The 22609-nt window shown below is 69.1% G+C and carries 25 protein-coding genes and 3 pseudogenes; 14 read left to right on the forward strand and 14 right to left on the reverse strand.

Annotation, left to right across the window (positions count from 1 at the left end; translation table 11 throughout):
• The first annotated feature begins 210 nt into the window (after positions 1 to 210).
• Complete coding sequence (locus IPK37_10140) at positions 211 to 726, forward strand: SRPBCC family protein (protein QQR99425.1); 516 nt, start codon at positions 211 to 213, stop codon at positions 724 to 726.
• Between the two features lie 152 nt (positions 727 to 878).
• Here the strand turns inward: IPK37_10140 and IPK37_10145 are convergent, their stop codons facing one another.
• The 7 genes from IPK37_10145 to IPK37_10175 all read right to left on the reverse strand — a co-directional run bounded on the left by IPK37_10145 (position 879) and on the right by IPK37_10175 (position 4849).
• Positions 879 to 1715 carry a hypothetical protein gene (locus IPK37_10145; protein QQR99426.1) on the reverse strand — a complete coding sequence of 279 codons (837 nt, stop codon included), beginning with the start codon at positions 1713 to 1715 and terminating at the stop codon, positions 879 to 881.
• Positions 1716 to 1872: 157 nt separating this feature from the next.
• Positions 1873 to 2295, reverse strand: coding sequence for a type II toxin-antitoxin system VapC family toxin (locus tag IPK37_10150; protein QQR99427.1), 423 nt, complete (start codon positions 2293 to 2295; stop codon positions 1873 to 1875).
• The gene (locus tag IPK37_10155) at positions 2282 to 2527 is read right to left on the reverse strand and encodes an AbrB/MazE/SpoVT family DNA-binding domain-containing protein (GenBank protein ID QQR99428.1); all 246 of its coding nucleotides are present in this window, start codon (positions 2525 to 2527) and stop codon (positions 2282 to 2284) included. The genes IPK37_10150 and IPK37_10155 overlap by 14 nt, the downstream gene beginning before the upstream one ends.
• Before the next feature lie 164 nt (positions 2528 to 2691).
• Positions 2692 to 3510: an SRPBCC domain-containing protein gene (locus IPK37_10160; GenBank protein QQR99429.1), complete on the reverse strand. Its 819-nt coding sequence runs from the start codon at positions 3508 to 3510 to the stop codon at positions 2692 to 2694.
• Positions 3503 to 4096: a helix-turn-helix transcriptional regulator gene (locus IPK37_10165; protein ID QQR99430.1), complete on the reverse strand. Its 594-nt coding sequence runs from the start codon at positions 4094 to 4096 to the stop codon at positions 3503 to 3505. The genes IPK37_10160 and IPK37_10165 overlap by 8 nt, the downstream gene beginning before the upstream one ends.
• A gap of 43 nt (positions 4097 to 4139) precedes the next feature.
• Positions 4140 to 4586 (reverse strand): PIN domain-containing protein, encoded by a 447-nt coding sequence (locus IPK37_10170; GenBank protein ID QQR99431.1) that lies wholly within the window; start codon positions 4584 to 4586, stop codon positions 4140 to 4142.
• Entirely contained in the window at positions 4583 to 4849 is a 267-nt protein-coding gene (locus IPK37_10175) for an antitoxin (GenBank protein QQR99432.1), read from the reverse strand. Before IPK37_10175 ends, IPK37_10170 begins: the two co-directional genes overlap by 4 nt.
• A gap of 444 nt (positions 4850 to 5293) precedes the next feature.
• Here IPK37_10175 and IPK37_10180 point away from each other — a divergent pair, with 444 nt between their 5' ends.
• Positions 5294 to 5470 (forward strand): TetR/AcrR family transcriptional regulator, encoded by a 177-nt coding sequence (locus IPK37_10180; protein ID QQR99433.1) that lies wholly within the window; start codon positions 5294 to 5296, stop codon positions 5468 to 5470.
• 245 nt (positions 5471 to 5715) lie between these two features.
• Here IPK37_10180 and IPK37_10185 read toward each other — a convergent pair.
• Positions 5716 to 6830 (reverse strand): IS3 family transposase gene (locus IPK37_10185; protein ID QQS02796.1). Its coding sequence is split into 2 segments (ribosomal slippage): positions 5716 to 6557 and positions 6557 to 6830, totalling 1116 coding nucleotides; the frame shifts between segments, so codons are not numbered across the junction.
• A gap of 194 nt (positions 6831 to 7024) precedes the next feature.
• On the opposite strand from IPK37_10185, the pseudogene IPK37_10190 reads away from it, so the two are divergent.
• The 6 genes and pseudogenes from IPK37_10190 to IPK37_10215 all read left to right on the forward strand — a co-directional run bounded on the left by IPK37_10190 (position 7025) and on the right by IPK37_10215 (position 11351).
• Positions 7025 to 8298, forward strand: a pseudogene (locus IPK37_10190) (IS256 family transposase).
• A 124-nt stretch (positions 8299 to 8422) separates the two neighbouring features.
• Positions 8423 to 8839, forward strand: coding sequence for a winged helix-turn-helix domain-containing protein (locus IPK37_10195; protein QQR99434.1), 417 nt, complete (start codon positions 8423 to 8425; stop codon positions 8837 to 8839).
• 160 nt (positions 8840 to 8999) lie between these two features.
• Positions 9000 to 9350 carry a winged helix-turn-helix transcriptional regulator gene (locus IPK37_10200; GenBank protein QQS02797.1) on the forward strand — a complete coding sequence of 117 codons (351 nt, stop codon included), beginning with the start codon at positions 9000 to 9002 and terminating at the stop codon, positions 9348 to 9350.
• Complete coding sequence (locus IPK37_10205) at positions 9347 to 10255, forward strand: cation transporter (protein ID QQR99435.1); 909 nt, start codon at positions 9347 to 9349, stop codon at positions 10253 to 10255. Before IPK37_10200 ends, IPK37_10205 begins: the two co-directional genes overlap by 4 nt.
• A gap of 44 nt (positions 10256 to 10299) precedes the next feature.
• Positions 10300 to 11007, forward strand: a complete 708-nt coding sequence (locus IPK37_10210; GenBank protein ID QQS02798.1) for a cation transporter — start codon at positions 10300 to 10302, stop codon at positions 11005 to 11007.
• An 8-nt stretch (positions 11008 to 11015) separates the two neighbouring features.
• On the forward strand, positions 11016 to 11351 hold the full coding sequence (locus IPK37_10215; GenBank protein ID QQS02799.1) for a DUF3703 domain-containing protein: 336 nt from the start codon (positions 11016 to 11018) through the stop codon (positions 11349 to 11351).
• Positions 11352 to 11713: 362 nt separating this feature from the next.
• Here the strand turns inward: IPK37_10215 and IPK37_10220 are convergent, their stop codons facing one another.
• From IPK37_10220 to IPK37_10230, 3 genes are all read right to left on the reverse strand, one after another.
• On the reverse strand, positions 11714 to 12706 hold the full coding sequence (locus tag IPK37_10220; protein QQR99436.1) for a nucleotidyl transferase AbiEii/AbiGii toxin family protein: 993 nt from the start codon (positions 12704 to 12706) through the stop codon (positions 11714 to 11716).
• Positions 12703 to 13278, reverse strand: a complete 576-nt coding sequence (locus tag IPK37_10225) for a hypothetical protein (GenBank protein QQS02800.1) — start codon at positions 13276 to 13278, stop codon at positions 12703 to 12705. Before IPK37_10225 ends, IPK37_10220 begins: the two co-directional genes overlap by 4 nt.
• 70 nt (positions 13279 to 13348) lie before the next feature.
• A complete protein-coding gene (locus tag IPK37_10230; protein QQR99437.1) occupies positions 13349 to 13573 on the reverse strand; it encodes a hypothetical protein in 225 nt (74 codons plus the stop codon).
• Positions 13574 to 13713: 140 nt separating this feature from the next.
• Between IPK37_10230 and IPK37_10235 the strand changes: the two genes are divergently transcribed.
• Positions 13714 to 14337 (forward strand): thioredoxin domain-containing protein, encoded by a 624-nt coding sequence (locus tag IPK37_10235; GenBank protein ID QQR99438.1) that lies wholly within the window; start codon positions 13714 to 13716, stop codon positions 14335 to 14337.
• A 124-nt stretch (positions 14338 to 14461) separates the two neighbouring features.
• Positions 14462 to 14706, forward strand: a pseudogene (locus tag IPK37_10240) (type II toxin-antitoxin system RelE/ParE family toxin).
• 22 nt (positions 14707 to 14728) lie between these two features.
• Here IPK37_10240 and IPK37_10245 read toward each other — a convergent pair.
• Positions 14729 to 16015, reverse strand: a complete 1287-nt coding sequence (locus tag IPK37_10245) for an IS256 family transposase (protein QQR99439.1) — start codon at positions 16013 to 16015, stop codon at positions 14729 to 14731.
• A 359-nt stretch (positions 16016 to 16374) separates the two neighbouring features.
• On the opposite strand from IPK37_10245, the gene IPK37_10250 reads away from it, so the two are divergent.
• The 4 genes from IPK37_10250 to IPK37_10265 all read left to right on the forward strand — a co-directional run bounded on the left by IPK37_10250 (position 16375) and on the right by IPK37_10265 (position 19975).
• Entirely contained in the window at positions 16375 to 17919 is a 1545-nt protein-coding gene (locus IPK37_10250) for an IS21 family transposase (protein QQS02801.1), read from the forward strand.
• Complete coding sequence (locus IPK37_10255; GenBank protein ID QQR99440.1) at positions 17916 to 18698, forward strand: ATP-binding protein; 783 nt, start codon at positions 17916 to 17918, stop codon at positions 18696 to 18698. Before IPK37_10250 ends, IPK37_10255 begins: the two co-directional genes overlap by 4 nt.
• A 189-nt stretch (positions 18699 to 18887) precedes the next feature.
• Positions 18888 to 19118, forward strand: a complete 231-nt coding sequence (locus tag IPK37_10260) for an XRE family transcriptional regulator (GenBank protein QQS02802.1) — start codon at positions 18888 to 18890, stop codon at positions 19116 to 19118.
• Positions 19119 to 19243: 125 nt separating this feature from the next.
• The gene (locus IPK37_10265; protein QQR99441.1) at positions 19244 to 19975 is read left to right on the forward strand and encodes a MerR family transcriptional regulator; all 732 of its coding nucleotides are present in this window, start codon (positions 19244 to 19246) and stop codon (positions 19973 to 19975) included.
• Positions 19976 to 20058: 83 nt separating this feature from the next.
• On the opposite strand, the pseudogene IPK37_10270 reads toward IPK37_10265, so the two are convergent.
• Together IPK37_10270 and IPK37_10275 are read right to left on the reverse strand one after the other, a co-directional pair.
• Positions 20059 to 21221 (reverse strand): annotated as a pseudogene (locus tag IPK37_10270) (IS3 family transposase).
• Between the two features lie 23 nt (positions 21222 to 21244).
• Positions 21245 to 22594: an IS256 family transposase gene (locus tag IPK37_10275; protein QQS02803.1), complete on the reverse strand. Its 1350-nt coding sequence runs from the start codon at positions 22592 to 22594 to the stop codon at positions 21245 to 21247.
• Positions 22595 to 22609 lie beyond the last annotated feature (15 nt).

Here is a 22609-nt window from a genome sequence, read left to right on the forward strand (position 1 = left end):
CGCTCACGGTGGTGGTTGTCACCGCGACCGTGAGCGCTATCCACCACCGTGACGAGCCCGTCGGCCTGGCTCTTGCGGTCCCTCGACCATGAGGTCGACCTCTCGGCGGTCCGGGGCGGAGGTGCCGTCACGGGCACGGGGGCAGAGCGCCGACCATCCCCCTAGCCGACGGGGCTTGGCGTGGGCGGCCGGGACTGGTTGCCTGAGCGCATGGATATTGCCGACGACGCTCCACGCGTCGTGTGCTTCACCCGCGAGATGGCGGCGCCGGCGGCGGTCGTGTTCGAGCTGATCGCCGACCCCGCGCAGCAGCCCCGCTGGGATGGCAACAACAACCTCGGGTCCGCCGCTCCAGGTCAGCGGGTGCGTGCCGTGGGCGACGCCTTCACGACCCTGGTGAGCGGCCGGCAGATGGACGGCAGCGCCTACCCGCCGGGACCAGGTTCGAGGGCGAATCGACCGCCCGAGCGCGTCAATCATGTCGTCGAATTCGAGGAGGGCCGGCGGATCGCCTGGCGCCCTTCAGAGGTCGAACAGCGACCGCCCGGACACCTGTGGCGCTGGGAGATCGTGCCGCTCGGCCCGGACCGCTGCCGCGTGACGCACACCTACGATTGGACCGAGCTGGACGATCCCGCCCGCCTGGCGCGGGCACGCTCCACGACGCCCGAACGGCTCGCGGCGTCGGTGGACCGGCTGGCCGCACTGGCCGAAGCCGCGGGCTGACCAGCAAAGTCACTCAGCGGCCGCGCGAGGACGGGCGGGCTCGTGGGGTGGCGGGACTCGTCTTATGGCGAGGGGGTCTCGGCCGCTGGATCGCGAGGAACGTGCGCGATCCCAACCGGGCGAGCCAGCCGCCCCCCGCCGTCCTTCGCGGCTCAGCGCGGCTCGAAGTCCTGGATGCCGTGGGCGCGCAGGAAGCGCGCCCACTCCGCGGCGTTATCCGCGGTGGAGTGGGGGCGCCGGGGATCGAGGGAGTACGCCGTGCAATCGGCAAGGGTACGCAGGGCGAGGGGCCCGGCCGTCGGAGGGGCGGCCCTACCGGTTTGCGCGGCCGCTTCCCACGGGTCGAGGTCCTCGGTGTCCCGGTTCTGCGGATCGGTGCCCGCGCCGCCGGTGCCCGCGCCGCCGGTGCCCGCGCCGCAGGTGCCCGCGTCGCCGGTGCCCGCGTCGCCGGTGCCCGCGTCGCCGGTGCCCGCAACCCCGATGCTGGCGACTCGGGTGTCTGGCCCGCCGTGGCAGGCCAGGCCCACGACGAGATCATCGAGTACCGCGTAGGCGACGCGGACCCCCTCGATGTCCGTGCCGTAACCCCGGTGGGCGACCCCGTCGATGGTCAGTTCGGCAGGGCTCCATGCCTCCAACGCGTCCGCATGGGCACAGACCGCCGCGGAGCTGGCGCCCGGCGGCCCCTGTTGCATAAACCAGGCCAACGGGCCGTCCAGCGCCGCCATGGCCGCGGTGATCCGGGCCTGGACCTGCGGCGCGTCGCCCTGACGTCGCGCGACCCAGGACGTGGCGATGGCCGCGCCGTTACTCCACGTCAGGTGCACCTCGTCGGCAAGTCTGCCGAGGCTCCCGTGGTGGACGAGAAACCAGCGTCGGCCCCGCCCGTCGTCGCGGCCCGGACGGCCACCCGACTCGACGTACGCGTCGTCGTACTCGTAAAGGTCGAACTCCGCTGGGACGTACCACCGCTGAGCATCGTCGCGCATTCGACCACGCTAGGAGCGCGACGGGGCTCGCGCCTATCCGGGGAGTCCCTGACATCCCCCGTGATGGCACCTTTGCTGTTGTCGGGGCAGCAGCATCAGGGACGTCATCGGGGATGCCATCCAACCCGAGGACGGACGGACGGCCCGGCAGGCAGGGTCACGGGCCGACGAACTCGTAGTCCACACCCAGCAGGTCGTAGGTCCGGCGCGCCCGAAGGTCCCGGGTGAGCAGCCGTCGGCCGGCGGTCCTGGCGGCCTCGCCGACCAGGGCGTCGTAGACGGCGCCGCCGATGATGCCGATCGTGGCCAGCCGGGCGCGCAGGGTGGCGCTTGCGCCTGCCGAGAGCCACACCACCTCGGGGAAGACGCGGTCGATCAGGCTGGCGGCATCGCCCGCGTCGATCGCCAGTTGACCGGGGAGTCGGGTGAGGACGGCGAAGAGCTCGTACGCCGCGTGCCCGGCCAGGGCCGGACGGTGCTGCCGTACGGCGGCCACACACGGACCGTGCGCCGTGTGGCCGGAATCCAACGCCGCGACCGCGACGCTGGTGTCGACCGCCCAGCCGTCAGCGCTGGCCATCGTCTCGCCAGCGCTGAACGTCGGCGTCGGTCACGCTCACGCCCCGGACGGCTTCAATGACCGGCCACCCGTCGACCTCCACGATCCGCCGCGCGGACCGGCGCAACGGGGTCAGGAGCAGGCCGTCTCCGGTCACGGTGACCTCGAACTGGGCATCCGGCCCGAGCCCCAGCTGATCGCGGGCCTCCTTGGGGATGACCACGCGCCCCGCCTTGTCTAGCGATGCCAGCATGCCATCCACGCTACCATTTGGCCCCCCTCGCCGAGGTGGTCCCGACCACCGAGCAGAGCCGGGCCCTCCCGGGAGCGCGCCCGCGTCCAGAACCCCTTTCGGGGTCGGGTCGCTAACGGGCGGCCATCCGTGCGGACCGGGCGACGGATGTCGGCTTCCACGCCTCACCGCGGGGTGGCGAGCCACGCTCCCCAGGCGTTCGTGTGTGCCTGCGCCCGCTCGTCGGCATCGGCGCCATAGAGATAGGCCCACACCGACACGGCGCAGGCGTCACCGCCGCCCTCCGCAGCGAGCAGGCCGGTGCCCGGTGCCGGCTCGTCGAGCAGCAGAGCCAGGCTGTTGCGGCCGGCGTCGAGAACTGTGCCGGCCAACGGGGGTACGCCGGAGCCGTACGTGGCCACGCGACTCCCGATGGCCGGCGCCTCGGGCAGGCCGAGCGCTTTGAGCAGATCCGGCCACGACGCCGCGGGGTTGCCCGGCCACATCCCCATCGGAATCGCAGCGCTCGCCACCAGGCCGGGGAAGTAGCGCAGGTGCAGCCAGAGGTTGCGCAGGAAGAGGGTCCAGCCGCCGATCATGTCGTCGTACTGGTCGTCCCACGGCTCGCCCGTGCCGAACCCGGAGTTGACCAGCCGGACGATGGAACTGCCCTGACCGCGGGCCTCGACCACCCACTCGAAGGCCAGCCCCGGCGCGGCGTCGACGCCCGCGAAGACGATGCGGTGCGGCGGGTCCCACACCTCCACCCGCCCGGGGACCTCCATCTCGGGACCGGGGCCGAAGCGCGCCGTCGCCGCACCGCCGGGGCGCTCCTCGACGGTGTGCGGGACGTACCAGGACGAAATGCCAGGGCCCGTCGCGATGGCCTGCCACACCTCCTCCACCGTGCCGGGGACCTCGATCTCCATCCGGATCTCGCGGCGCCCCGGGTCGGGGTGAAGGATCGGCTGGGGGATGCCTTCCGGCGTGGTGAGGTCACTCATGAGTTGACTCCGTCCGGGGTCGAGGGTGGGCGGCCAGGATGAGGCGGTGCCAGCGTCCGGCCGGTGCTGACTCGTCGTGATAGCGACTGGCCAAGGCCGTGACCGCCTCGGTCAGCTCGCGGGTGAAGTTCGCTCGGTCGGCCGCGCTACCGAATCGAATGTCGACGTCGAGCGCCAGCGTGGCGAGCGGTCGCCCGGCCTCGTCGGCGCGGCGAGACAGCGCGGCCACCTCGCGGACGATCCGCGACGCGAGCGCAATGAGGTAGCGGGCCGAGAGCCTGCCGAGCCGCGCGGGGTCGGCCAGGTCGCGCCCGACGTTGGGCGGGGCGACGACATAGCTGGCGGCCGTGGCCTGGACCAGTCGCTCTGTGAGCCCGCGTCGGGCCCGCGTCGCCACCTGGCTCACGAGACCGGCGTCCTCCAGGGCGCGCAGGTGGTAGTTGACCCGCTGGCGAGGGAGGCTGAGCGCGGCGGCCACGGTTGTCGCGGAGCCCGGTTCGGCAAGCTCGGCAAGGATCCGGGCTCGAGTGGGGTCGAGGACGACGGCCGCCACAGCCGAGTCGTCGATGACCGCGAGATCCTGCACGCGAGTCATCCTCTATTTGACAGTTGCGGTTGTCAATATCCCCCTACGTGGGGGCCAGGTTGAGCCACGCCAAGTCCTGGAACTGGGCGAAGGCTGCGTCGAGCGTGGCCAAGGTGTAGCCGGCGGTGGTGGCGTAGGCGCCCAGGTAGGCATCCATCCACAGGTTCGGGGAGGCCGTCGTACGGCGCGTCCACGATCGCCACGCCGGATCGAGCGGCGGTTCCTCGATCTCGATGGTCACGCGTTCGTCGGCGGCGATGGCGTCGATCACGGCCCACGCTTCGTCGTTGGTGAGGGCCGGGCGGCCATGCGGGGCGAGTACGGCGGTCGTAGTGACCAGGCGCAACACGGCGAGCTGCACCATTCGCGGCATCACCACCGCGCCGGGCTCGTCGATGCCGTCCAGCCATTCCAAGCAAGCACGGTGGTGGCGATGGGAGGCGATCGAAAGGGCCAGCCACACGTTGGTGTCGGCCAGGAAGCGCGTCACTCCGGTTCCATCTCGGCAAGGGTGTCTACGTCGGCCTGCAGGAGCGTCGCCGCGACCTCGTCGGGGGCCAGCCCCGTCGGGCGGCCGGGCGGGCACGTGATGAGGGGGAACGCCGTACGTCGTGCGCTGGTGCCAGGAGGAGGGCTGGCGAGCCCTCGGCGCAGGAGCTCGGCCGTGACGTCCTTGATCGTCCGGTCCTCGCGGGCGGCCTTGAGTTTGATCGCCCGGAAGAGGTCGTCGGGCAACTCCAGCGTCGTCTTCACAGCGCCCATATTACTGGATTGCCATATTCCCAGCAGCCAGCCGGCGTCGCTGGCGGCCAATCGCTGTCAGGCCGTTCATGGCGGACCTGGTCGTCCTGAGTGCGCACGCTGATCCGGCGTGCGCGAGCGGCCGAGAAGCCCGGGAGAGGGAGCGGTGTGAAAGGGATCCCTACGGTGCCCGCAGCGTGTAGGATTCCGCGTTTCCTGACGCTCTCCCGGGTCTGTGACCTGCGATGCGACAGGTGCCAGCGAGGGCGGCGTGTCTCACGATCTTGTCGCAATCCCCCGTAGCTTCGCTCGCGCAGCGGTGGGGACTGGCTCGTCAACCACGGTGGCACGCGAGGTCATCGAGAGTGAGCGGGGCGTGAGAGTGCCTCAACCTAGCCTGCCGCCACGTATAGCGGTAGGGTGAACGAATTCAGTGAATCTATTCAGTGAGGAAGCATGACCGCGCGCGCCGAGGCCAAGTCCGCCACTGCCGAGCGGGTGCTCACGGCCGCGGCCACGCTGTTCCCGAGGCAGGGTTACGCATCGACTACCATCCCGCAGATCGCCCAGGCGGCCGGCGTCTCCGTCGGCACGGTCGCCTGGCTATGTCAACCCCACTTGGCCCCGGGGTGACGGCCAGGAATGGACCCACCTTGCGCGAGACCAGCGGCATGAGCGAGCGAGGTGATACCCCGGTCGCGGCGGGCCTTACCTACTTTCGACGCGAAGCCAACGAGAGCTAGGCAGAACAGCGCCGCAAGTAACCCGGCCTCGGAGTTGGAGCCAGCGGTGAAGGCTTGGAACCCTTCGAAGCCGCAAATTGCCAAGGTGATCATGGCAGGACCCCGTGGATCGGTCCAGGTCGTGTGAGAGTCCGATCAATGGGTGCAGACCGCAGCGTAGGCCACCGGGCTGAGGTAGCCCAGGGATGAGTGCGGACGGTCGTGGTTGTACTCGGTCTTCCAGTCGCCGATGACGACCTGGGCGTGGGTCATCGACCAGAACAGATTGATGTTCAGGCACTCGTCGCGCAGCCTGCTGTTGAACGATTCGATGAAGGGGTTCTTCCAGGGCTCGCCGGGTGGGATGAACAGCATCCCGGTCTGGGTGCCGGCCCACTGGGCCAGTGCTGCCGCGATCATCTCCGGGCCGTTGTCGAGCCTCAGCACCGCCGGCGAGGCGCCACGGGCGGCCACGATGTGGTTCAGCTCGGCGGCCAGGGCCTCGGCGGTGATCGAGCGTTCCACAAGGCCGCCCAGTGTTTCGCGGGTGTGTTCGTCGACGACGGAGAGGATCTTGATCGGTCGGCCGTCGGTGGTGGAGTCGAACTGGAAGTCGATCGCCCACACCACGTTGGCCGAGGTGGCGGTCGGGACTGGTGGCACGGTCGAGGATCCGACCCGTTTACGGCGGCGTCGCACGTGCACACGTAGCCCTTCTTCGCGCCACAGCCGCTGGAGCTTCTTGTGGTTCACGACCCGGCCCTGGCCGCGGGCGTCGTGGTAGGCGCGCCGGTGTCCCCACCGGGGATGGGCCCCGGCGTAGGCGCGCAGCCAGGCCCGCAGCCCAGCGTCGGGATCATCAGGAGTCTGCGCGGGCGGGGTGTGGCGTTGGGTGGATCGGTGCTGCCCGACCAGCCGACACGCACGCCGTTCGCTGACGTCGAAGACTCGACGCAGGTGAACAACGGCCGCGCGTCGGCGGGCCGGGCTCAGAATTCCCCCTTGGCGACCTCGCGGAGCATGTCTTTGTCCAGCTCGGCATCAGCAAGCAGACGCTTGAGCCGCTGATTCTCGGCACGCAACTTCTTCAGCTCCTTGGCGTCCTCGGCTTTCAGCCCGCCGAACTGATTACGCCACCGAAAGTAGGTCTGCTCGGAGACACCGAGCTGCCGGGCAACCTCGGCCGTGTCAGCGCCCCCGGCCAGCAACCGGTCGGCCTCGACCAACTTGCGCACGACCTGCTCAGGCGTGTGTCGCTTCCTCGTTGTCATGGTGATAAAGCCTTCCTGCCCACCCTCGTGGGCCGTAAGGACTCTCACACCACCCGGACCAACCAACGGGGGTCACGCCAATCAGCAGGCTGACAATCGGGACTGTCCGCCAAACGGTGTTTCTGGCCTGACACGCTGGCCCAGCTGGCGGGGAAGGTCATGTGATGACCGAGAAGATCACGAGCGTGAGCTCGATGCCGAAGAAGGTGAAGAAGACGACCTCGCGCAGCGAGGCCGAGCAGGCTGCGGTCCGGGAGCTGGTCAAAGCCGCCCGGGCCCGTGGTGAGGACCTGACCGGCCCGGACGGGCTGCTCAAATCAATCACCGCCACCGTCCTGGAGACAGCGCTGGAAGAGGAGCTGACCGAGCACCTCGGCCACGAGAAGCACCAGGTACCCACCGCGGAGAACGGCAACATCCGCGACGGCACCCGACCCAAGACGGTGCTGACCGACGCCGCCGGAGAGGTGACGATCGCGGTCCCCCGGGACCGGGCCGGCACGTTCGAGCCGGTGATCGTCAAGAAGCGACAGCGGCGCCTCTCGGACGTGGATGCGGTCGCGATCAGCCTGTTCGCCAAGGGCCTGACGACCGGTGAGATCAGCGCGCACTTCCACGAGGTGTACGGCGCCTCCATCAGCAAGGACACGGTCTCGAGGATCACGGACAAGGTGCTCGAGGAGATGGCCGCCTGTCCTCCCGGCCGCTGCAACCGGTGTACGCGGCCATCTTCATCGACGCGATCTACGTCAAGGTTCGCGACGGGCAGGTCGGCAACCAACCCTTCTACGCCGCGATCGGCGTCGACCTGAACGGCCGGCGAGACGTCCTGGGCCTGTGGGCCGGGCAGGGAGGTGGTGAGTCGGCGAAGTTCTGGATGAACGTGCTGGCGGACCTGAAGAACCGCGGCGTGCGCGACGTGTTCTTCATCGTCTGCGACGGCCTCAAAGGACTGCCCGACAGCGTGAACGCCGTCTTCCCCCAGGCGATCGTGCAGGCCTGCGTGATCCACCTCATCCGGGCGACGCTGCGCTACGCCTCGCGGAAATACTGGGACCAGCTGGCCAAGGACCTGCGCCGCATCTACACCGCACCCTCGGTCGAGGCAGCATGGGCGGCGTTCGAGGAGCTGGAGGAGAAATGGGGCAAGCCCTACCCGGCCATCCCCAAGATGTGGAGAGCGGCGTGGGAGGAGTTCATCCCCTTCCTGGCCTACGACGTGGAGATCCGCCGGGTGCTGTTCTCCACCAACGCCATCGAGTCCCTGCACGCCAGGTACCGGCGCGCGGTCACCGTGCGCGGGCACTTTCCGACCGAGCAGGCCGCCCTCAAGTGCCTGTACCTGGTCACCAGGGGCCTGGACCCCAAGGGCACCGGCCAGGCACGATGGACCATGCGGTGGAAGCCCGCGCTCAACGCTTTCGCCGTCACCTTCGCCGACCGCATGCCGGCCGCGGAGAACCTCTGAGATGAACGCCGGAAACACCGTTCATCGGACAGACCCGCGACAGGCGTGAGGAGGGTGCGTCAGCGTGGCAGGTGCGTCGCGAGCTGGGCTGTGGTGGTGACTCGGCGGCCCGCCTGCTGCGGGGATGAGTCGTGACGAGGACGCTGACCGGCGGCTGGGCCACAGCTGCGTGAGGCGATTGCCGACGAGGCACAGCGGGTCAGCAACCTTGAGGAACCGTTGGTGGTCATCGCCGCCGTGGGCGACGTGTTCGCCTCGCTGGACGATGCGCTGGCCGAGCTGGCGCTGCCTCGGTTGCGCGCGGTTGCGCAGCTGCGCCGGCAGGGGTGGAGCTACGACCGCATCGCCGAGGCGACCCAACTCTCGAAGGGTCGAGTGGCGCAGCTCGCCCGGGAGGCTACGAACGCACCTCGACTCCCACGTGCGCGACCTACGGGCCAAGCTCGAAGCCGACCGGCGCCACCCGCGCATCGTGCAGACCGTCGTCGGCGCCGGCTACCGCTTCATGCCCCGCCTGGACCGCCCGGCACCGGGCCGGTAGCGGCCAGCCGGAGCCCGGGACTCCCTGCCGCGTGGTCCGCCTGGGGCCGGGCACGACGGGGGCCACTTGCGTCGCAGCCACCCAGGGGGACTATCATCGCCACATGACGATGAAAGCGGCGACCGGCGCTCTTCCGGCGGCGACCAGCGCTCTTCCCTCCATGACGTCGGTGCCCGATGAGCCGGCCGCGCTGGCGGCGGCCGCGTGCCTGTTCCACGGTTTCAGCGACCGGTCCCGGCTGTCCATCGTCCAGCACCTGGCCCTCGGCGAGCACCGGGTCGTCGACCTGACCGGCCACCTGGGGCTGGCGCAGTCGACGGTCAGCAAGCACCTGGCCTGCCTGCTCGACTGCGGCATCGTCAACGTCCGCGCCCAGGGCCGGGCGTCGGTGTACTCGTTGGCGCACCCGCAGGCCACCTTGGACCTGCTCGCCGCGGCCGAGCGGCTCCTGGCCGCTACCGGTGACGCGGTCGTCCTCTGCCCCCGCTACGGCAGCGAGGCCAAGTCGTGAGCGGCGGCCACAGCCACGGTCCCAGCGGGCATGCCGGCGGCGCGCACCGGTGGCGGCTGCAGCTCGCGTTCGTCCTGGTGGCCGGATTCTTCGTCGTCGAGCTCGTCACCGCGCTGACGTCGGGGTCGTTGGCGCTGCTCTCGGACGCCGGGCACATGGCCGCCGACGTCGTCGCGCTCGGCGCGGCCCTGGTCGCCACCCGCATCGCCATCCGCAAGGACACCACCGGACGACGAACGTTCGGCTCGTACCGGGCCGAGGTGTTCGCCTCCGGCCTGGCGGTCCTGCTGATGCTCGGGGTGTCGGTGTACATCGCCGTGGAGGCCGTCGGCCGCATCGGCGGCGGAGCCGAGGTGGCCTCCGGCCCGATGCTCGTCGTTGGTGCCATCGGACTGGCCGTCAACCTGGTCGCCCTGGTCCTGCTCCGCGGCGGGGTCGGTGAGTCACTGAACGTCAAGGGCGCCTACCTCGAGGTGGTCGCCGACACGCTCGGCTCGGTCGGGGTCATCGCCGCCGGCGTCCTGGTGGCCGCCACCGGCAACGCCTGGTGGGACACCGGCATCGCGCTGGCGATCGCCGCGTTCGTGGCCGTCCGCGCGGTCATGCTCGGCCGCGAGGTCCTGGTCGTCCTCGGCCAGCACGCCCCCGCCGGCGTCAACCCCGAGGAGGTGACCGGCGCCCTGGCCTCGGTGCCCGGTGTCACCGACGTGCACGACCTGCACGTGTGGACCCTGACGTCGGGGATGAATGTGGCCACCGCACACCTGATGACCAACACCGACACCGACGCCCACGCTGTCCTCGACCAGGCCGGGCAGCTGCTGCGAACCCAGTTCGGCGTCGAGCACGCCACCTTGCAGGTCGAGCCCACCACCCACACCCAGTGCAAGGAGATGACCTGGTGAGCACCTGGACCACCCTGGCCAGCCCGCAGCGGCGTGCCACCCTCATGCGGCGCGCGCAGCTGCTCGCCGCCGCATCGGTGGCGTACAACCTCGTCGAGGGCGCCATCGCCATCACCGCCGGCAACCTCGCCGGGTCCTCCGCCCTCGTCGGGTTCGGGCTGGACTCCCTGGTCGAGGTCTCCTCCGGCCTGGTCATCCTCTGGCAGTTCCGCCACGCCCTGCCCGAGTCCAGAGAACGGGCCGCGCAGCGGCTCATCGCGCTGTCCTTCTTCGCCCTCGCCGCCTACCTCACCATCGAGGCCGGCCACGCCCTGCTCACCGGCGCACAACCCGAGGACAGCCCGGTCGGCATCGCCCTGGCCGTGGCGTCCCTGGCCGTCATGCCCTTGCTGAGCCGGTGGCAGCGCCGCACCGGCCGCGAGCTCGGCTCGGCCGCCGTCGAGGGCGACGGCACCCAGACGCTGCTGTGCACCTACCTGTCCGCGGTCCTGCTCGTCGGCCTGGTCCTGAACGCCACCCTCGGCTGGTCCTGGGCCGACCCGGTCGCCGCCTTGGTCATCGCCGCCGTCGCCACCCGCGAGGGCTGGGAGAACTGGAACGGCGAGGACTGCTGCGCCCCTGCCGCGCTGACCGCCACTGGCCCCACCGCCGCCGACGACGAGGGTGAGGCCGGAAGCTGCGCCGGCGACGCCTGCTGCACCCCCACCGCCCCGACCACGTCAGATGACCCGCAGAAGGAGGGCTCCCGATGAGCCGTCGCATGCCGGACACCGTCCGCGCCGCGTTCGAGACCGAGCTGGCCGCCGCGCGCGCCGCCATGACCGGCGAGCAGCGCTGGGCCGCGCTCGAGCGGGCCCACATCCTGTCCCAGCCGTGGGCGTGGCCGCACACCCGCGCGCACGCCGTCATGCTCGCGCTCGCATGGCGTGAGCACGACCGCCGCGAAGCCGCCGGCCAGGTGATCCGCCTCCTGGTCGCCGCGCCCGGCTCCGCGCTGGGCCGCTACCCCGAGGGCAACACCGGACGCGCCCGCGTGCCCCTGACGCAGCCGATGCCGATACCGGCCGACCTCGCCGACATCCTCGCCGCCCGCTGACGCACTCGTCGGTGGAACCAGCCCGACCCCCTTTCGTCCACCGAACCCCGCTTCCCCCGCAGCCCTCACCCTGCCGTCACCCCTGCCCTGGAGCTGACACCCCCGCGGCCCACGTCAAGCGCAAGCCGTTACCTTGGCGCTTGGAGCCGAGGGCAATGTTGCAGCAACTCGTAGCCACTTTGCCGCTCGCAAGCCGACGCTGACGACCGAGAGCGACGAGCCGACCCCTCCCGGGTGGCCGGGAGGGGTCGGCTATTTCGATTCGGCGACACCGGTTGGCGGGCTGCCCCGACGATCGGTTAGCCACTGCCCGTCGGGTCTGACCTGCGTGTACCCGGCGCCCCCCGGTTGTCCGTCCCGCGCTAAGCCGATGTCGTCCCGTCTCCGTTGACGTCAGGCACCCTCCGGCGGTTTCCGCCAGTGGGGCGGCCCAAGTTGGCTCGCAGCACGTGCCCTCGGGCCGCCCAAGCTCTGGCTGATGGCACCCAGGTCATGTCAGTCACCTCGTCGGCGATGGCGGGGTCGGCGAAGGCGTAGACGTCCTCGAGCAGGTCGGCGAAGCGCTCAGGGAGCTGGTCCAGCTTCTGCTTGTGCCGCCACGCCGCCCACTTTGCCTGTGCGATGGCTGGGTAGCCGTCGAGCACGTCCCGCAGCAGCGACATGTCGGCATCGCGGTATGCCGCCACCTGCGTGATCGAGGTCCGCAGGGTGTTTCCGTCCACGGGGTGTCCGCCGGACAGGGTCCAGATGTCACCGAAGTCTCGCCACCGGGTGTTGGCCGTGCCCCGTTGGACAGCGGTCACGACCTTCTCCGCGTGCACCATCACAAGCGGGTAGCCGAGCAGGTGAAGCGGTTTCCCGCCGAGCAGTCGCGGAACCTCAACCTGGCCCGGCGCCGGCCAGACTGGGTCCCCTACGTTGAGGTCGATGTGAAAGCGGGTCCGGGCTGTGGCCAGCTCAACACCCATCGACACACGCACGCCGGAGTACTCGTCATCGTCGCGGATGACCTCGGCGGTAGCACTGTCGGCATCGAAGACCAAGCCGTCATCTTCCTGGGGCTTGCCGGCGGCGATGTCGCGCAGGACGGCAAGGACTTGTTGGGCGTCGTTGTCCAGGTCGCGGCCTGCGAAGTCGATGTCTTTGGTGGGGCGTCGCGTACCGAACGCGGCCAGCAGCACGCCGCCCTTGAGGACGAGCTGCTGCGCGTGGTCGCTCACCGCTACGCGTGCCAGGAACCCCTCGAGGACGTACAGCTGGATGAGTTCGTCGGTGAGCCGGGACTCGGCTCGCGCCTTGGCCTTGAGGTCCAAGTAGGCGCGACCGGCCGCTGTCGCCCTCGAGACGTCCTTCACAGCAGGACCTCCAGGGCGTGCCGCAGCGCTGGCGCTCCCTTGCTGAAGTGGGTGGACATGCGGAGCAATGTAGAGGGCTGACCGCCCCTGCGCAGCCAGCGGCGCAGCGCCTCGTTGCCCAGCTCAGGTCCTTCGGTCTCGCGCAGCCGGTACGCGTCGATGATGGACCGTTCGGGGCTGTAGAGCCCGATGGCTGTTGCGTCGTCCAGGGTGAGCGTCTCTCTGCCGATGTCGAAGGTGTCTGGGTCGAACTGGTGCCATGCGACGGGAGCGATGGTGTCCGCTGGACGGGTTCCGCGTGGCAGCGCGATGTCGAGCTCCGCCGGGATGTCGTCGATGAGGTCGTGACGTGCCAGGGCCGTGCGCAGGCAGAGCGTGGCCCGCGGCCGCTTCCCCGCGATGTCGATGAGGTCCTCGTCGCCGGCGGCGTCGGCCTTCCGGTAGAGGCCGTGGTTCACCCGGATGATGAGGTTGTGCGCCAGCAGCTCGCGGAACCTGCGCTCGTTGAGCAGGGTGCGTGCCTCGCTGTACCGGAAAGTCGTGGGAAGCAGGCGCAGCGCCTGCTGGTCCAGCTCGCTCGTCACGGCCCCTCCCAGGATGTAGGACTATGCAGTCAGTCGGCCTATAACTGTTCGCATTTTCCTACATTGTGCCATGTGGGTAACCCACGGGCGGACGCCCTGCCAGCTCCGCCGCCGCGTGCGCGCGCGCCAGCGCCGTCTGCCGGCTGGGGCAGCCGGCGAAACGCAGCACCGTCACGTCGACGCTCATGCCCTCATCATCGCCTTCATCGCCTTCATCGTGCTCATCATCGACCTGCTCGTCGTGCTCCTCGTCGTCAACGTCATCGTCGTCTACCACCTCCATCTTTCGACCGAACAGGGTCTACCCCGCGCCCGCGCCCGCCCGAGTTCGCACGGAACCTGACCGCGCACCCGCCCGTTAGCCCCCGACGTAACCCTGCACTGCCCTGCCCGTCCCTGACACCTGCCCGGAGCTGAAAACCTGTGAAGCGCAACGCCGTCATCTCGGCGATCGTCGTGGCCCTGTTCGCCGCCGCCCTGACCCTGGGCCCCCGGGCCGCCGACCCGGCCGACGCCAGCGAAGCCGGCGCCGGCACGGCGAGCACCGCCGGGCGGCTCGTGCGCGCCGACAGCCACCGACTCGGGCCGGCCGGGACCGGCAAGGCCGTCCTGGTCGAGTTCCTCGACTTCGAGTGCGAGTCCTGCCGGGCCGCGTACCCGGTCGTGGAGGACCTGCGGGCCAAGTACGCCGGCAAGGTCGACTTCGTCGTGCGCTACTTCCCCATCCCCAGCCACGCCAACGCGGTCAACTCCGCCGTCGCCGTCGAGGCCGCCGCCCAGCAGGGCAAGTTCGAGGCCATGTACCAGCGCATGTACGACACCCAGGACCAGTGGGGCGAGCAGCAGGACTCCAAGGCGGCCGTCTTCCGTGGCTTCGCCGAGGACCTCGGCCTGGACATGGCCGCCTACGACAAGGCGGTCGCCGACCCGGCCACCGCCGCGCGGGTCGAGAGGGACCGCCAGGACGGGCTCGCCCTCGGGGTGCAGGGCAGGTCTGGCAGGACCGACCTGATCCTCGAAACAATGCTTGGGGTTTACAACCCTTAAGTTGTAGTCTAGGCGTGTGTGGGAGGTGGAGGTCGGACTCGTCGAGGACTGGCTGGTCGGCCTGTCCGACGATGACTACGACCTGATCCTCGCCGCGCTGGAAGTACTGCAAGCCGAGGGACCGATGCAAGGCCGACCGCTGGTCGACACCATCAAGGGCTCGCGGCACAAGAACATGAAGGAACTACGCCCAGGGTCGGGGGGCGTTCCGAGGTTCGGATCCTGTTCGCATTCGACCCGCGCCGTAGGGCGATCCTGTTGGTCGCCGGTGACAAGAGCCGGAACTGGAGCCGCTGGTATGCCCGCAACATTCCGATCGCCGACCAACGCTTCGACGATCACCTGGAGTCCCTGAAGGAGGAGGAATAGTCAAGACCTGTGGATCGGCGTGTCACGCGGCGTGAGCATCGCCTCCTGATTCGTCGGGTCGTTCGACGAGCTTGCCGTTCTCGAACTTGGCGCCGGCACGGACCAGGGCGACCAGGTGGGGTGCGTTCACGGCCCGCCACCGGCGTTGGGCCGACTCGATGAGCTTGAACGCCATCGCCACCCCGGCCGCTCTGGAGCCGGGGCCCTTGGTCACTCGCTGCCGGAGCCTGACCGTCGCGAAGGTTGACTCGATCGGATTCGTGGTGCGCAGATGGATCCAGTGCTCGGCCGGGTAGGCGTAGAACGCCAGGAGCACATCGAGGTCGTCGGTGATCTTGGCGGCCGCCTTCGGCCACTTCGCGCCGTACGCCGCGGCGAACGCCTTGGCGGCGGCGACGGCGTGGTCACGGTCCTCAGCGTTGTAGATCTCGGCCAGCGCCTTCTTCGCTCCCGGGTGCGCCGACTTCGGCAGCGCGGCCAGCACGTTGCCGATCTTGTGCCACCAGCACCGCTGTTCGCGGGTGTCGGGAAAGACGTCACGCAGTGCCTTCCAGAACCCGAGCGCGCCGTCGCCGACTGCGAGGACCGGGGCGCGCATGCCGCGGCGTTTGCAGTCCCGCAGCAGGTCGGCCCACGACTCGGATGATTCGCGGAACCCGTCGGCGAGCGCGACCAGTTCCTTGGTGCCGTCGGCGCGGACCCCGATCATCACCAGCAGGCAGACCTTGTCCTGCTCGAGCCGGACTTTCAGGTGGATCCCGTCGACCCACAGGTAGACGTAGTCGACGTCGGCCAGCGACCGGGCCGCGAACGCGCGCGCGTCGTTCTGCCACTGGCTGGTCAACCTGGTGATCGTCGCCGCCGACAGGCCATGACTGGTGCCGAGGAACTGCTCCAACGCCGGGGCGAAGTCGGAACTGGACAGCCCGTGCAAGTACAGCAGCGGCAGCACCTCCGTGACCCGCGGCGACTTGCGCGCCCACGCCGGCAGGATCGTCGAGGAGAACCGCATCCGCTGCCCAGTGCCCTCGTCCGTGCGCCTGTCATTCACGCGGGGCTGGCGCACCGTCACCGCGCCCGCGGCCGTGGTGACCCGCCGTTCGGCGTGGTAGCCGTTGCGGACCACCAACCGGTGACCGTGCTCGTCGACCTGGTCCGCATGCGCCTCGATGTAGGCGGCGACTTCGGCCTGCAACGCCGCCGCGAGCATCTTGCGGGCACCATCGCGAACGATCTCATCCAGCAACGACGCCCCAAGCGCCGCGTCGTCCTCGTTTGGCTGTGCGGCATCGTGGACTACCGTGAGCATGGGCGTGCCTTCCCGAACCAGCGCTCCAACGCCGGTCCTGATCAGAGCTTCTTGGACTTCAGATCATCCTCGGGAAGGTGCGCCCCTTCACGTCACCAGGCCGAGGGCCATCCACAGGTTCTAATCATTGCTCCTGAAGGAGGGCTGACATGACCAACCTGGAATGTCGGCGGCCACGAGAAACTGCCCGGAGACGGCCACGAAGCTGCCCGCTGGCGGACGTGAGAACTGCCCACTGACGGTCATGGGATCTGCCCGACACGACGTCGTCTGCCTCGCCGACCTGCGCGGTTGAGGCCCCTTCCTCGGGTGCGATGAGCGGTGCTGATGCGCCCTATCGCTCCCGAGGAAGGGATGAGTTGAAGTCTGCCGAGGAGATCATGGAAATGTTGGATGCCTACGACCTAACAGGTTCGTTGCGCGATGCCGGCGAGCTGGCTGGCTGCTCCCACCACACGGTGAAGCGGTACGTGGATCGCCGTGCTGGCGGCGGGGAGTTGCCGGCGGCGGCGGTGCGGCCGATGTTGATCGATGAGTATCTGCCCAAGGTCGAGGAGTGGGTCGAGCGGTCGGTCGGGAAGGTCCGTGCCGATGTGGCGCACGAGAAGCTGCTCGCCCTGGGCTACGGAGGGTCGGAGCGCACCACCCGCCGTGCGGTCGCGAAGGTCAAGAAGTCCTACCGGGCCGGACACGTGCGGGTGCACCGTCCCTGGGTGACTGAGCCGGGGATGTGGTTGCAGTACGACTACGGCGATGGCCCCGTCGTCGACGGCGTCAAGACCGTGCTGTTCGTCGCCTGGCTGGCTTGGTCGCGGTTCCGGGTCGTGTTGCCGATCCGCGACAAGACGATGCCCTCGGTGTTCGCTGCCCTGGACGTGACGTTCCGGCGGCTGGGTGGGGTGCCGACCTATGTGTTGACCGACAACGAGAAGACCGTCACGGTCGAGCACATCGCCGGAATTCCGGTGCGGAATCCGCAGCTGGTGGCGTTCGCCGAGCACTACTCGATGGTCGTGCACACCTGCGTCCCGGCCGATCCGGCGTCCAAGGGCGGCACCGAGTCGTCGGTGAAGATCAGCAAGGCCGACCTGGTCCCCAAGGACACCAACCTGCGCGAGGGGTACGCCTCGTTCGCCGAGCTCGAGGCGGCGTGCGTGGAGTTCTGCGAGAAGGTCAACACCCGAGCGCACCGGGTCACTCGTCGGCCACCGATCGAGATGCTCGCCGAGGAACGGGTCCGGCTGCACCCGGTCCCGATGACCCCGCACACGGTCGCGTTCGGCACCACGCGGGTGGTGCCGGGCAACACACCGATGGTGATGTTCGAGTCCGGCCAGTACTCGGTCCCGCATGCCCTGCTGGGTGCGACGGTGTGGGTCCGTGCCCATGGTGTCGGCGAGGACGAGTGGGTCGTCATCGTCCACGTCGGCCAGGACGGTCCCCTCGAAGTCGCCCGCCACCGCCGGGCCACACCCGGCACCCCGAAGATCGATGACGAGCACTTCCCAGCCCAGCCGTCCGGGCCACTGGACCGCCAGCCCCGTGCGAAGAACCCGGCCGAGTCCGACTTCCTCGACCTGGGCGAGGGCGCGAGGTTGTGGCTGATCGAGGCCGCCGCCGCAGGCACACCACGGATGCGCGTCAAGATGGCCGAAGCCCTCAGCTTGGCCAAGCTGTTCGACCCCGTCGAGGTCGACTGGGCACTGGGCCACGCCGCCGTGCACGGCCGGTTCGCCGAAGCAGACCTGTCCTCGATCCTGGACCACCACGCCCGAGCACCGAAAGCCGGTGAGCACCGGGCCAGCGAGGACTCCTCGCTGACCCAGGGCACCAGCGCATGGGCACGGCTCGGTGAACAGGTCGGCCAGCACGACGGCCGCGACGGGAACGAGGTGGCCCGATGACGACGAGAAGCACGGCGTCAGCACCGCCGCTGCCAGCCGAACTGGAGGAGCTGTTGCGCCGGTTGCGGCTGCCGCACATCCGTCGTCACGCACCCGAGGTCGTCGCAACCGCGAAAGCCCAACGCTGGGAGCCCGCCGAGGTGTTGAAGGCGCTGTTCGCCGAGGAGGTCGCCGGCCGGGAGCGTTCCGCACTTGTCACCCGGCGAGCGTCGGCGGGCTTCCCCACCGGGAAGACCTTCGACGCGTGGCAGCCCGAGGCATCCTCGATCCCAGTCCCGACCCAGCAGGCGCTCCGCACCCTGGAATGGGTCCACCGCCGCGAGAACCTCGTGGTCTGCGGCCCGTCGGGCACCGGGAAGACGTTCCTGCTGGAGGCCCTTGGCCAGCAAGCCGTCGAGGCCGGGTTGAAGGTCGCCTGGTTCACCCTGGAAGACCTCGGCGTCCTACTCCGAAGGCACCGTGCGGACGACACTGTCACCAAGGCCATCGCCCGGGTCCTGCGCGCCGACCTGGTCATCGTCGATGACATCGGCCTGCTGCCGGTCGCCGCGGACGCCGCCGAGGGGCTCTACAGACTCGTCGACGCCGCCTATGAGAAGCGGTCAGTCGCGATCAGCTCGAACCTCCACCCCTCTGGGTTCGACGAGCTGATGCCCAAGACGCTGGCCACCGCCACGGTGGACCGACTGCTCCACCACGCCCACGTCTGCCAGACCAGCGGCGACAGCGTCCGGCTCACCCAAGCACTCGCCGGTCAAGGGGTGAGCCCGTTGAACTGACCACCCTGGTCGGTGGTGGCCACAACCCCCTTGGGTAGATCCCGTGGCCACCACCGGGCAGATCTCGTGACCGTCAGCGGGCAGCTTTCATGTCCGCCACTGGGCAGTTCCGACTGTCCCTTGACACTGGAACAGCTCAAGCAGCGTCGGCCCGGCCGCCGTGACGTGGTCGAGGCCCACAAGGAACGCATGATCGCGGAGTCCCGCGCCTGGCGGTTGCGGGAACTGCGCGAACAGTTCGACCTCACCCAGGTCGAACTCGCCGCCGAACTCGACGTCTCCCAGAACCGGGTTTCCGCCATCGAACGCGGCGACCTCGACAAAACCCAAGTGGACACCCTGCGTCGCTACATCGCCGCCCTCGGCGGGCAACTCAAACTCGAAGTCCAGGTCGGCGACGAAACCTTCCAACTCGCATAACACAGGTGCGGAGATAGCGTGCGTCAGCTCGGACGAGTCACGCCTGGGGACGACCATCAGTGACCCCAAAGACCGCCCGGGACGGGGGTTGACTCTCGGGCAACCCGAAGCTCGACTCTTGAGCTGTGAGTGACGATCTCCTCAACGTCGGGCCGTTCGCCAAGCGCGCAGGGCTCAGCGTGCATGCGCTGCGCCACTACGACGCGGTGGGCCTGCTCAAGCCCACCGAAGTCGACCCCGACACCGGCTACCGCCGCTATTCCACCAGCCTGCTCACGACCGCAAGGCTCATCGCCGATCTGCGCTGGCTCGACGTCCCCCTCCACGACGTTCGCGATATCGTCGCGGACCCCTCCTCGGACCGAGCGCGGGCGTTGCTCAAGACACATGCCGACCGCCTCGTTCGCGCCCGCAACCATCTCGATCAGCAGATCGCCCAGTGCAGCGCCTACGCCTTCGAAGGAGTACCTATGCCCACTATCGCCAGCACCGCTGTCCCGGTCCAACTGAAGATACGCGTCGCCGACAAGGGGAGAGCACGGCGCTTCTACGAGGACGCGTTCGGCCTGGCCGAACGGGTGATCCGCCACACCGAGGACGCCGACTACGACGGCTACCTGTTCGGCGACTACGGTCAGCCAGGCTTCTTCCTGCTACTTCTGGTCGACGACACGGACTTCGACTGTCCCGGACGCAGTACCCTCGGCGTGCTCGTGCCCGACCTCGACGCCGCCCACCACCAAGCCGTCGCAGCGGGGGCGACCGAAACAGTACCGATCACCGAGGCCGAAGGGATGCCGCGCACCAGCGCAGTCACTGATCTCGACGGCAACTGGATCTGGCTCTACCAGGGCTAATGCCTCCCTGAGCCCTATGGCCCCGGACGCCCGACTCTCGGCAGATGATCAATGTTGAACCGCCCTGGGTTCTGTTCCGATCGCTATGTGAGCGCCGGGGCGGCGTCTCGTGATTGATAGTAGGCGGCTTCGACCTCGGCTGGGGTGGCGTAGTCGAGGGCTTCGTGCAGGCGCTGGGTGTTCCACCAGGCCACCCAGTTCATGGTCTGGAATTCGACCTCGGTGACCGATGGCCAGGCGGGGCGGGCGTGGATGAGTTCGGCTTTGTAGAGGCCGTTCACTGCTTCGGCGAGGGCGTTGTCGTAGCTGTCGCCGACGGTGCCGACCGAGCCGGTGATTCCGGCTTCGGTGAGGCGTTCGGAGTAGCGGATGGAGACGTATTGGCTGCCGCGGTCGGAGTGATGGACCAGCCCTTCCAACGCCTGGTCTTTCGCGGACACGAGGGCGTGCTCGAGCGCTTCGAGGGGAAGATCCTCGGTGCGCATCGTGGTGCGCGTGGCCCAGCCCACGATCTTGCGGCTGAACACGTCGGTCACGAACGCGGTGTAACAGAACCCGGCCGTGGTGCGGACGTAGGTGATGTCCGCGACCCAGAGCCGGTTCGGGCGGTCCGCGACAAAGCGCCGCTCGACCAGGTCCGGGCGATCATCTGGGGTCCGTGAGGGGATCGTGGTGCGTGGCTTGCGGCCCCGGATCACACCGTTCAGGCCGGCGGTGCGCATGAGGCGGGCGACCTGGTCGCGGCCGATGTCCCACCCTTCGCGTCGCATCGCGTGCCAGATCTTCCTCGCCCCGTAGACGCCGTAGTTGTCCGCATGGATCCGCTCGATCACCGGGATCAACTCTGTGTCGCGGAGCTGGCGGTCACTCGCCGGTCGGGTCTTCGCCGCCCGGTATCCGCGAGAGGTGAGGAACCCACCCTCTGTCGCAGCGAGCGTGCGACAGATGAGCTCGACCCCGAACTGAGCGCGATACATGTCGATATACGCGATCATCTCGGCGTGGGCCGGTCGAGCTCCGCGGCGAAAAACGCCGACGCGGTCTTGAGGATCTCATTCGCGCGCCGCAACTCCGCGTGCTCCCGCTTCAACCGCCGAATCTCCGCCTGAGCATCGGTAGTGACACCAGGCTTCGCGCCCTGGTCGATACTGGCTTGCTCCACCCAACGGCGCAACGACTCGACCGAGATGTTCAACTTCGGGGCAGTGACTTTGATCACCTGGTAGCTGGACAGGGAGCCTGTCAAGTTCTCTGTGTAAGTGATCTGGGTCACAGATGTGGGTTGATGCGGTCGGGGTAGGCCAGGGCGAGCTGCTCCAGGGCCTGCTTCCAGTTGGTGACGACTTGGCCTTCGACGAGGCGGCCGGGGGCGCGTCTCTTCTCGGCGGGCAGGCCGCGTTCTTTCTCGCGTTCTCGGGCTCGCTTGTCTTCGATATTGCAGATCGCCAGCCAGAGCAGCTTGACGGCGGCGGCGTCGTTGGGGAAGTGGCCGCGGTTCTTGGTGACCTTGCGCAGCTGGAAGTTCAGCGACTCGGCCGCGTTGGTGGTGTAGATGACGCGGCGCAGCTCGGGCGGGAACGCCAGGAACGGGGTGAACCGGTCCCAGGCGTCGTGGAACGTCTTGACGGCCGAGGGGTACTTCTTGCCCCAGTTCGAGTCCTCGAAGGTGCCCAGCGCTTCCAGTGCGGCGTCTTCGTTGACGGCGGTGTAGATCGGTTTCAACGCCGCGGCGACGGCCTTGCGGTCGCCGTAGGAGACGAACCGCATCGCGGCCCGGATCAGATGCACCACGCAGGTCTGCACGGTCGCCGCCGGCCAGGTCGCGGCGATCGCGTCGGGAAAGCCGGTCAGCCCGTCGCAGCACACGATCAGCACGTCCGACACGCCCCGGTTGGCGAGCTCGGCGCAGACCCCGGCCCAGAACTTGGCGCCTTCGGTGGTCTGCACCCAGATCCCCAGGACGTGCTTGATGCCGTCGAAATCGACCCCGACGGCGATGTGGGCGGCCTTGTTCGACACGTGCGCGCCGTCGCGGATCTTGACCACGATCGCGTCCAGGTACATCACCGGGTAGAGCGGTTCCAGCGGCCGGTGCTGCCAGGCGAGGACCTCCTCGCTGATCTGATCGACGATCTTGGAGATCGTCTCGTGCGACAGATCGGTGCCGATCGTGGCGGCCAGATGATGGCCGATGTCGCGGATCGTCATGCCGCCGGCGTAGAGACTGATGATCATCGCGTCCAGCCCCTCCAGGCGCCGCGCACCCTTGGGGACCAGCATCGGGGTGAAGGAGCCGTCCCGGTCCCGCGGCACCGCCAGCTCCACCGGGCCGACCTCGGTCGCCAGCGTCTTGGACGTGGTCCCGTTCCTGGAGTTCGCGAACTCCGCCGCGTCCGGGTCGCCGCGTTCATAGCCCAGATGCTCGGTCAGCTCGGTATCCAGGCCCCGCTCCAGCGCGGCCTTCAACATCGCCCCCAGCACCCCCTGATCCCCGGTCAGAGGCTGCCCGGCATCGAGCTGGGCGAACACCTCATCCAACGCCCCCGAAGCCGCCAACCGCTCCGCGAGCTCTGCCTGCTGCCGGCGACGCTCCTGGCGCTCCGGACTCACCTTCACCATGCTCATAGCGTCTCT

The organism is Austwickia sp. (assembly GCA_016699675.1).
GTDB lineage: Bacteria > Actinomycetota > Actinomycetes > Actinomycetales > Dermatophilaceae > Austwickia.

Excerpts from the sequence above, each read along its gene's own strand:
- IPK37_10140 (QQR99425.1), top strand. The coding sequence starts at position 211 with ATGGATATTGCCGACGACGCTCCACGCGTCGTGTGCTTCACCCGCGAG.
- IPK37_10200 (QQS02797.1), top strand. The coding sequence starts at position 9,000 with ATGACGTCGGTGCCCGATGAGCCGGCCGCGCTGGCGGCGGCCGCGTGC.
- IPK37_10210 (QQS02798.1), top strand. The coding sequence starts at position 10,300 with ATGCGGCGCGCGCAGCTGCTCGCCGCCGCATCGGTGGCGTACAACCTC.
- IPK37_10155 (QQR99428.1), bottom strand. The coding sequence starts at position 2,527 with ATGCTGGCATCGCTAGACAAGGCGGGGCGCGTGGTCATCCCCAAGGAG.
- IPK37_10145 (QQR99426.1), bottom strand. The coding sequence starts at position 1,715 with ATGCGCGACGATGCTCAGCGGTGGTACGTCCCAGCGGAGTTCGACCTT.
- IPK37_10150 (QQR99427.1), bottom strand. The coding sequence starts at position 2,295 with ATGGCCAGCGCTGACGGCTGGGCGGTCGACACCAGCGTCGCGGTCGCG.
- IPK37_10160 (QQR99429.1), bottom strand. The coding sequence starts at position 3,510 with ATGAGTGACCTCACCACGCCGGAAGGCATCCCCCAGCCGATCCTTCAC.
- IPK37_10180 (QQR99433.1), top strand. The coding sequence starts at position 5,294 with ATGACCGCGCGCGCCGAGGCCAAGTCCGCCACTGCCGAGCGGGTGCTC.
- IPK37_10255 (QQR99440.1), top strand. The coding sequence starts at position 17,916 with ATGACGACGAGAAGCACGGCGTCAGCACCGCCGCTGCCAGCCGAACTG.
- IPK37_10275 (QQS02803.1), bottom strand. The coding sequence starts at position 22,594 with ATGGTGAAGGTGAGTCCGGAGCGCCAGGAGCGTCGCCGGCAGCAGGCA.
- IPK37_10230 (QQR99437.1), bottom strand. The coding sequence starts at position 13,573 with ATGGAGGTGGTAGACGACGATGACGTTGACGACGAGGAGCACGACGAG.
- IPK37_10215 (QQS02799.1), top strand. The coding sequence starts at position 11,016 with ATGCCGGACACCGTCCGCGCCGCGTTCGAGACCGAGCTGGCCGCCGCG.
- IPK37_10260 (QQS02802.1), top strand. The coding sequence starts at position 18,888 with ATGATCGCGGAGTCCCGCGCCTGGCGGTTGCGGGAACTGCGCGAACAG.
- IPK37_10245 (QQR99439.1), bottom strand. The coding sequence starts at position 16,015 with ATGCTCACGGTAGTCCACGATGCCGCACAGCCAAACGAGGACGACGCG.
- IPK37_10195 (QQR99434.1), top strand. The coding sequence starts at position 8,423 with ATGAGTCGTGACGAGGACGCTGACCGGCGGCTGGGCCACAGCTGCGTG.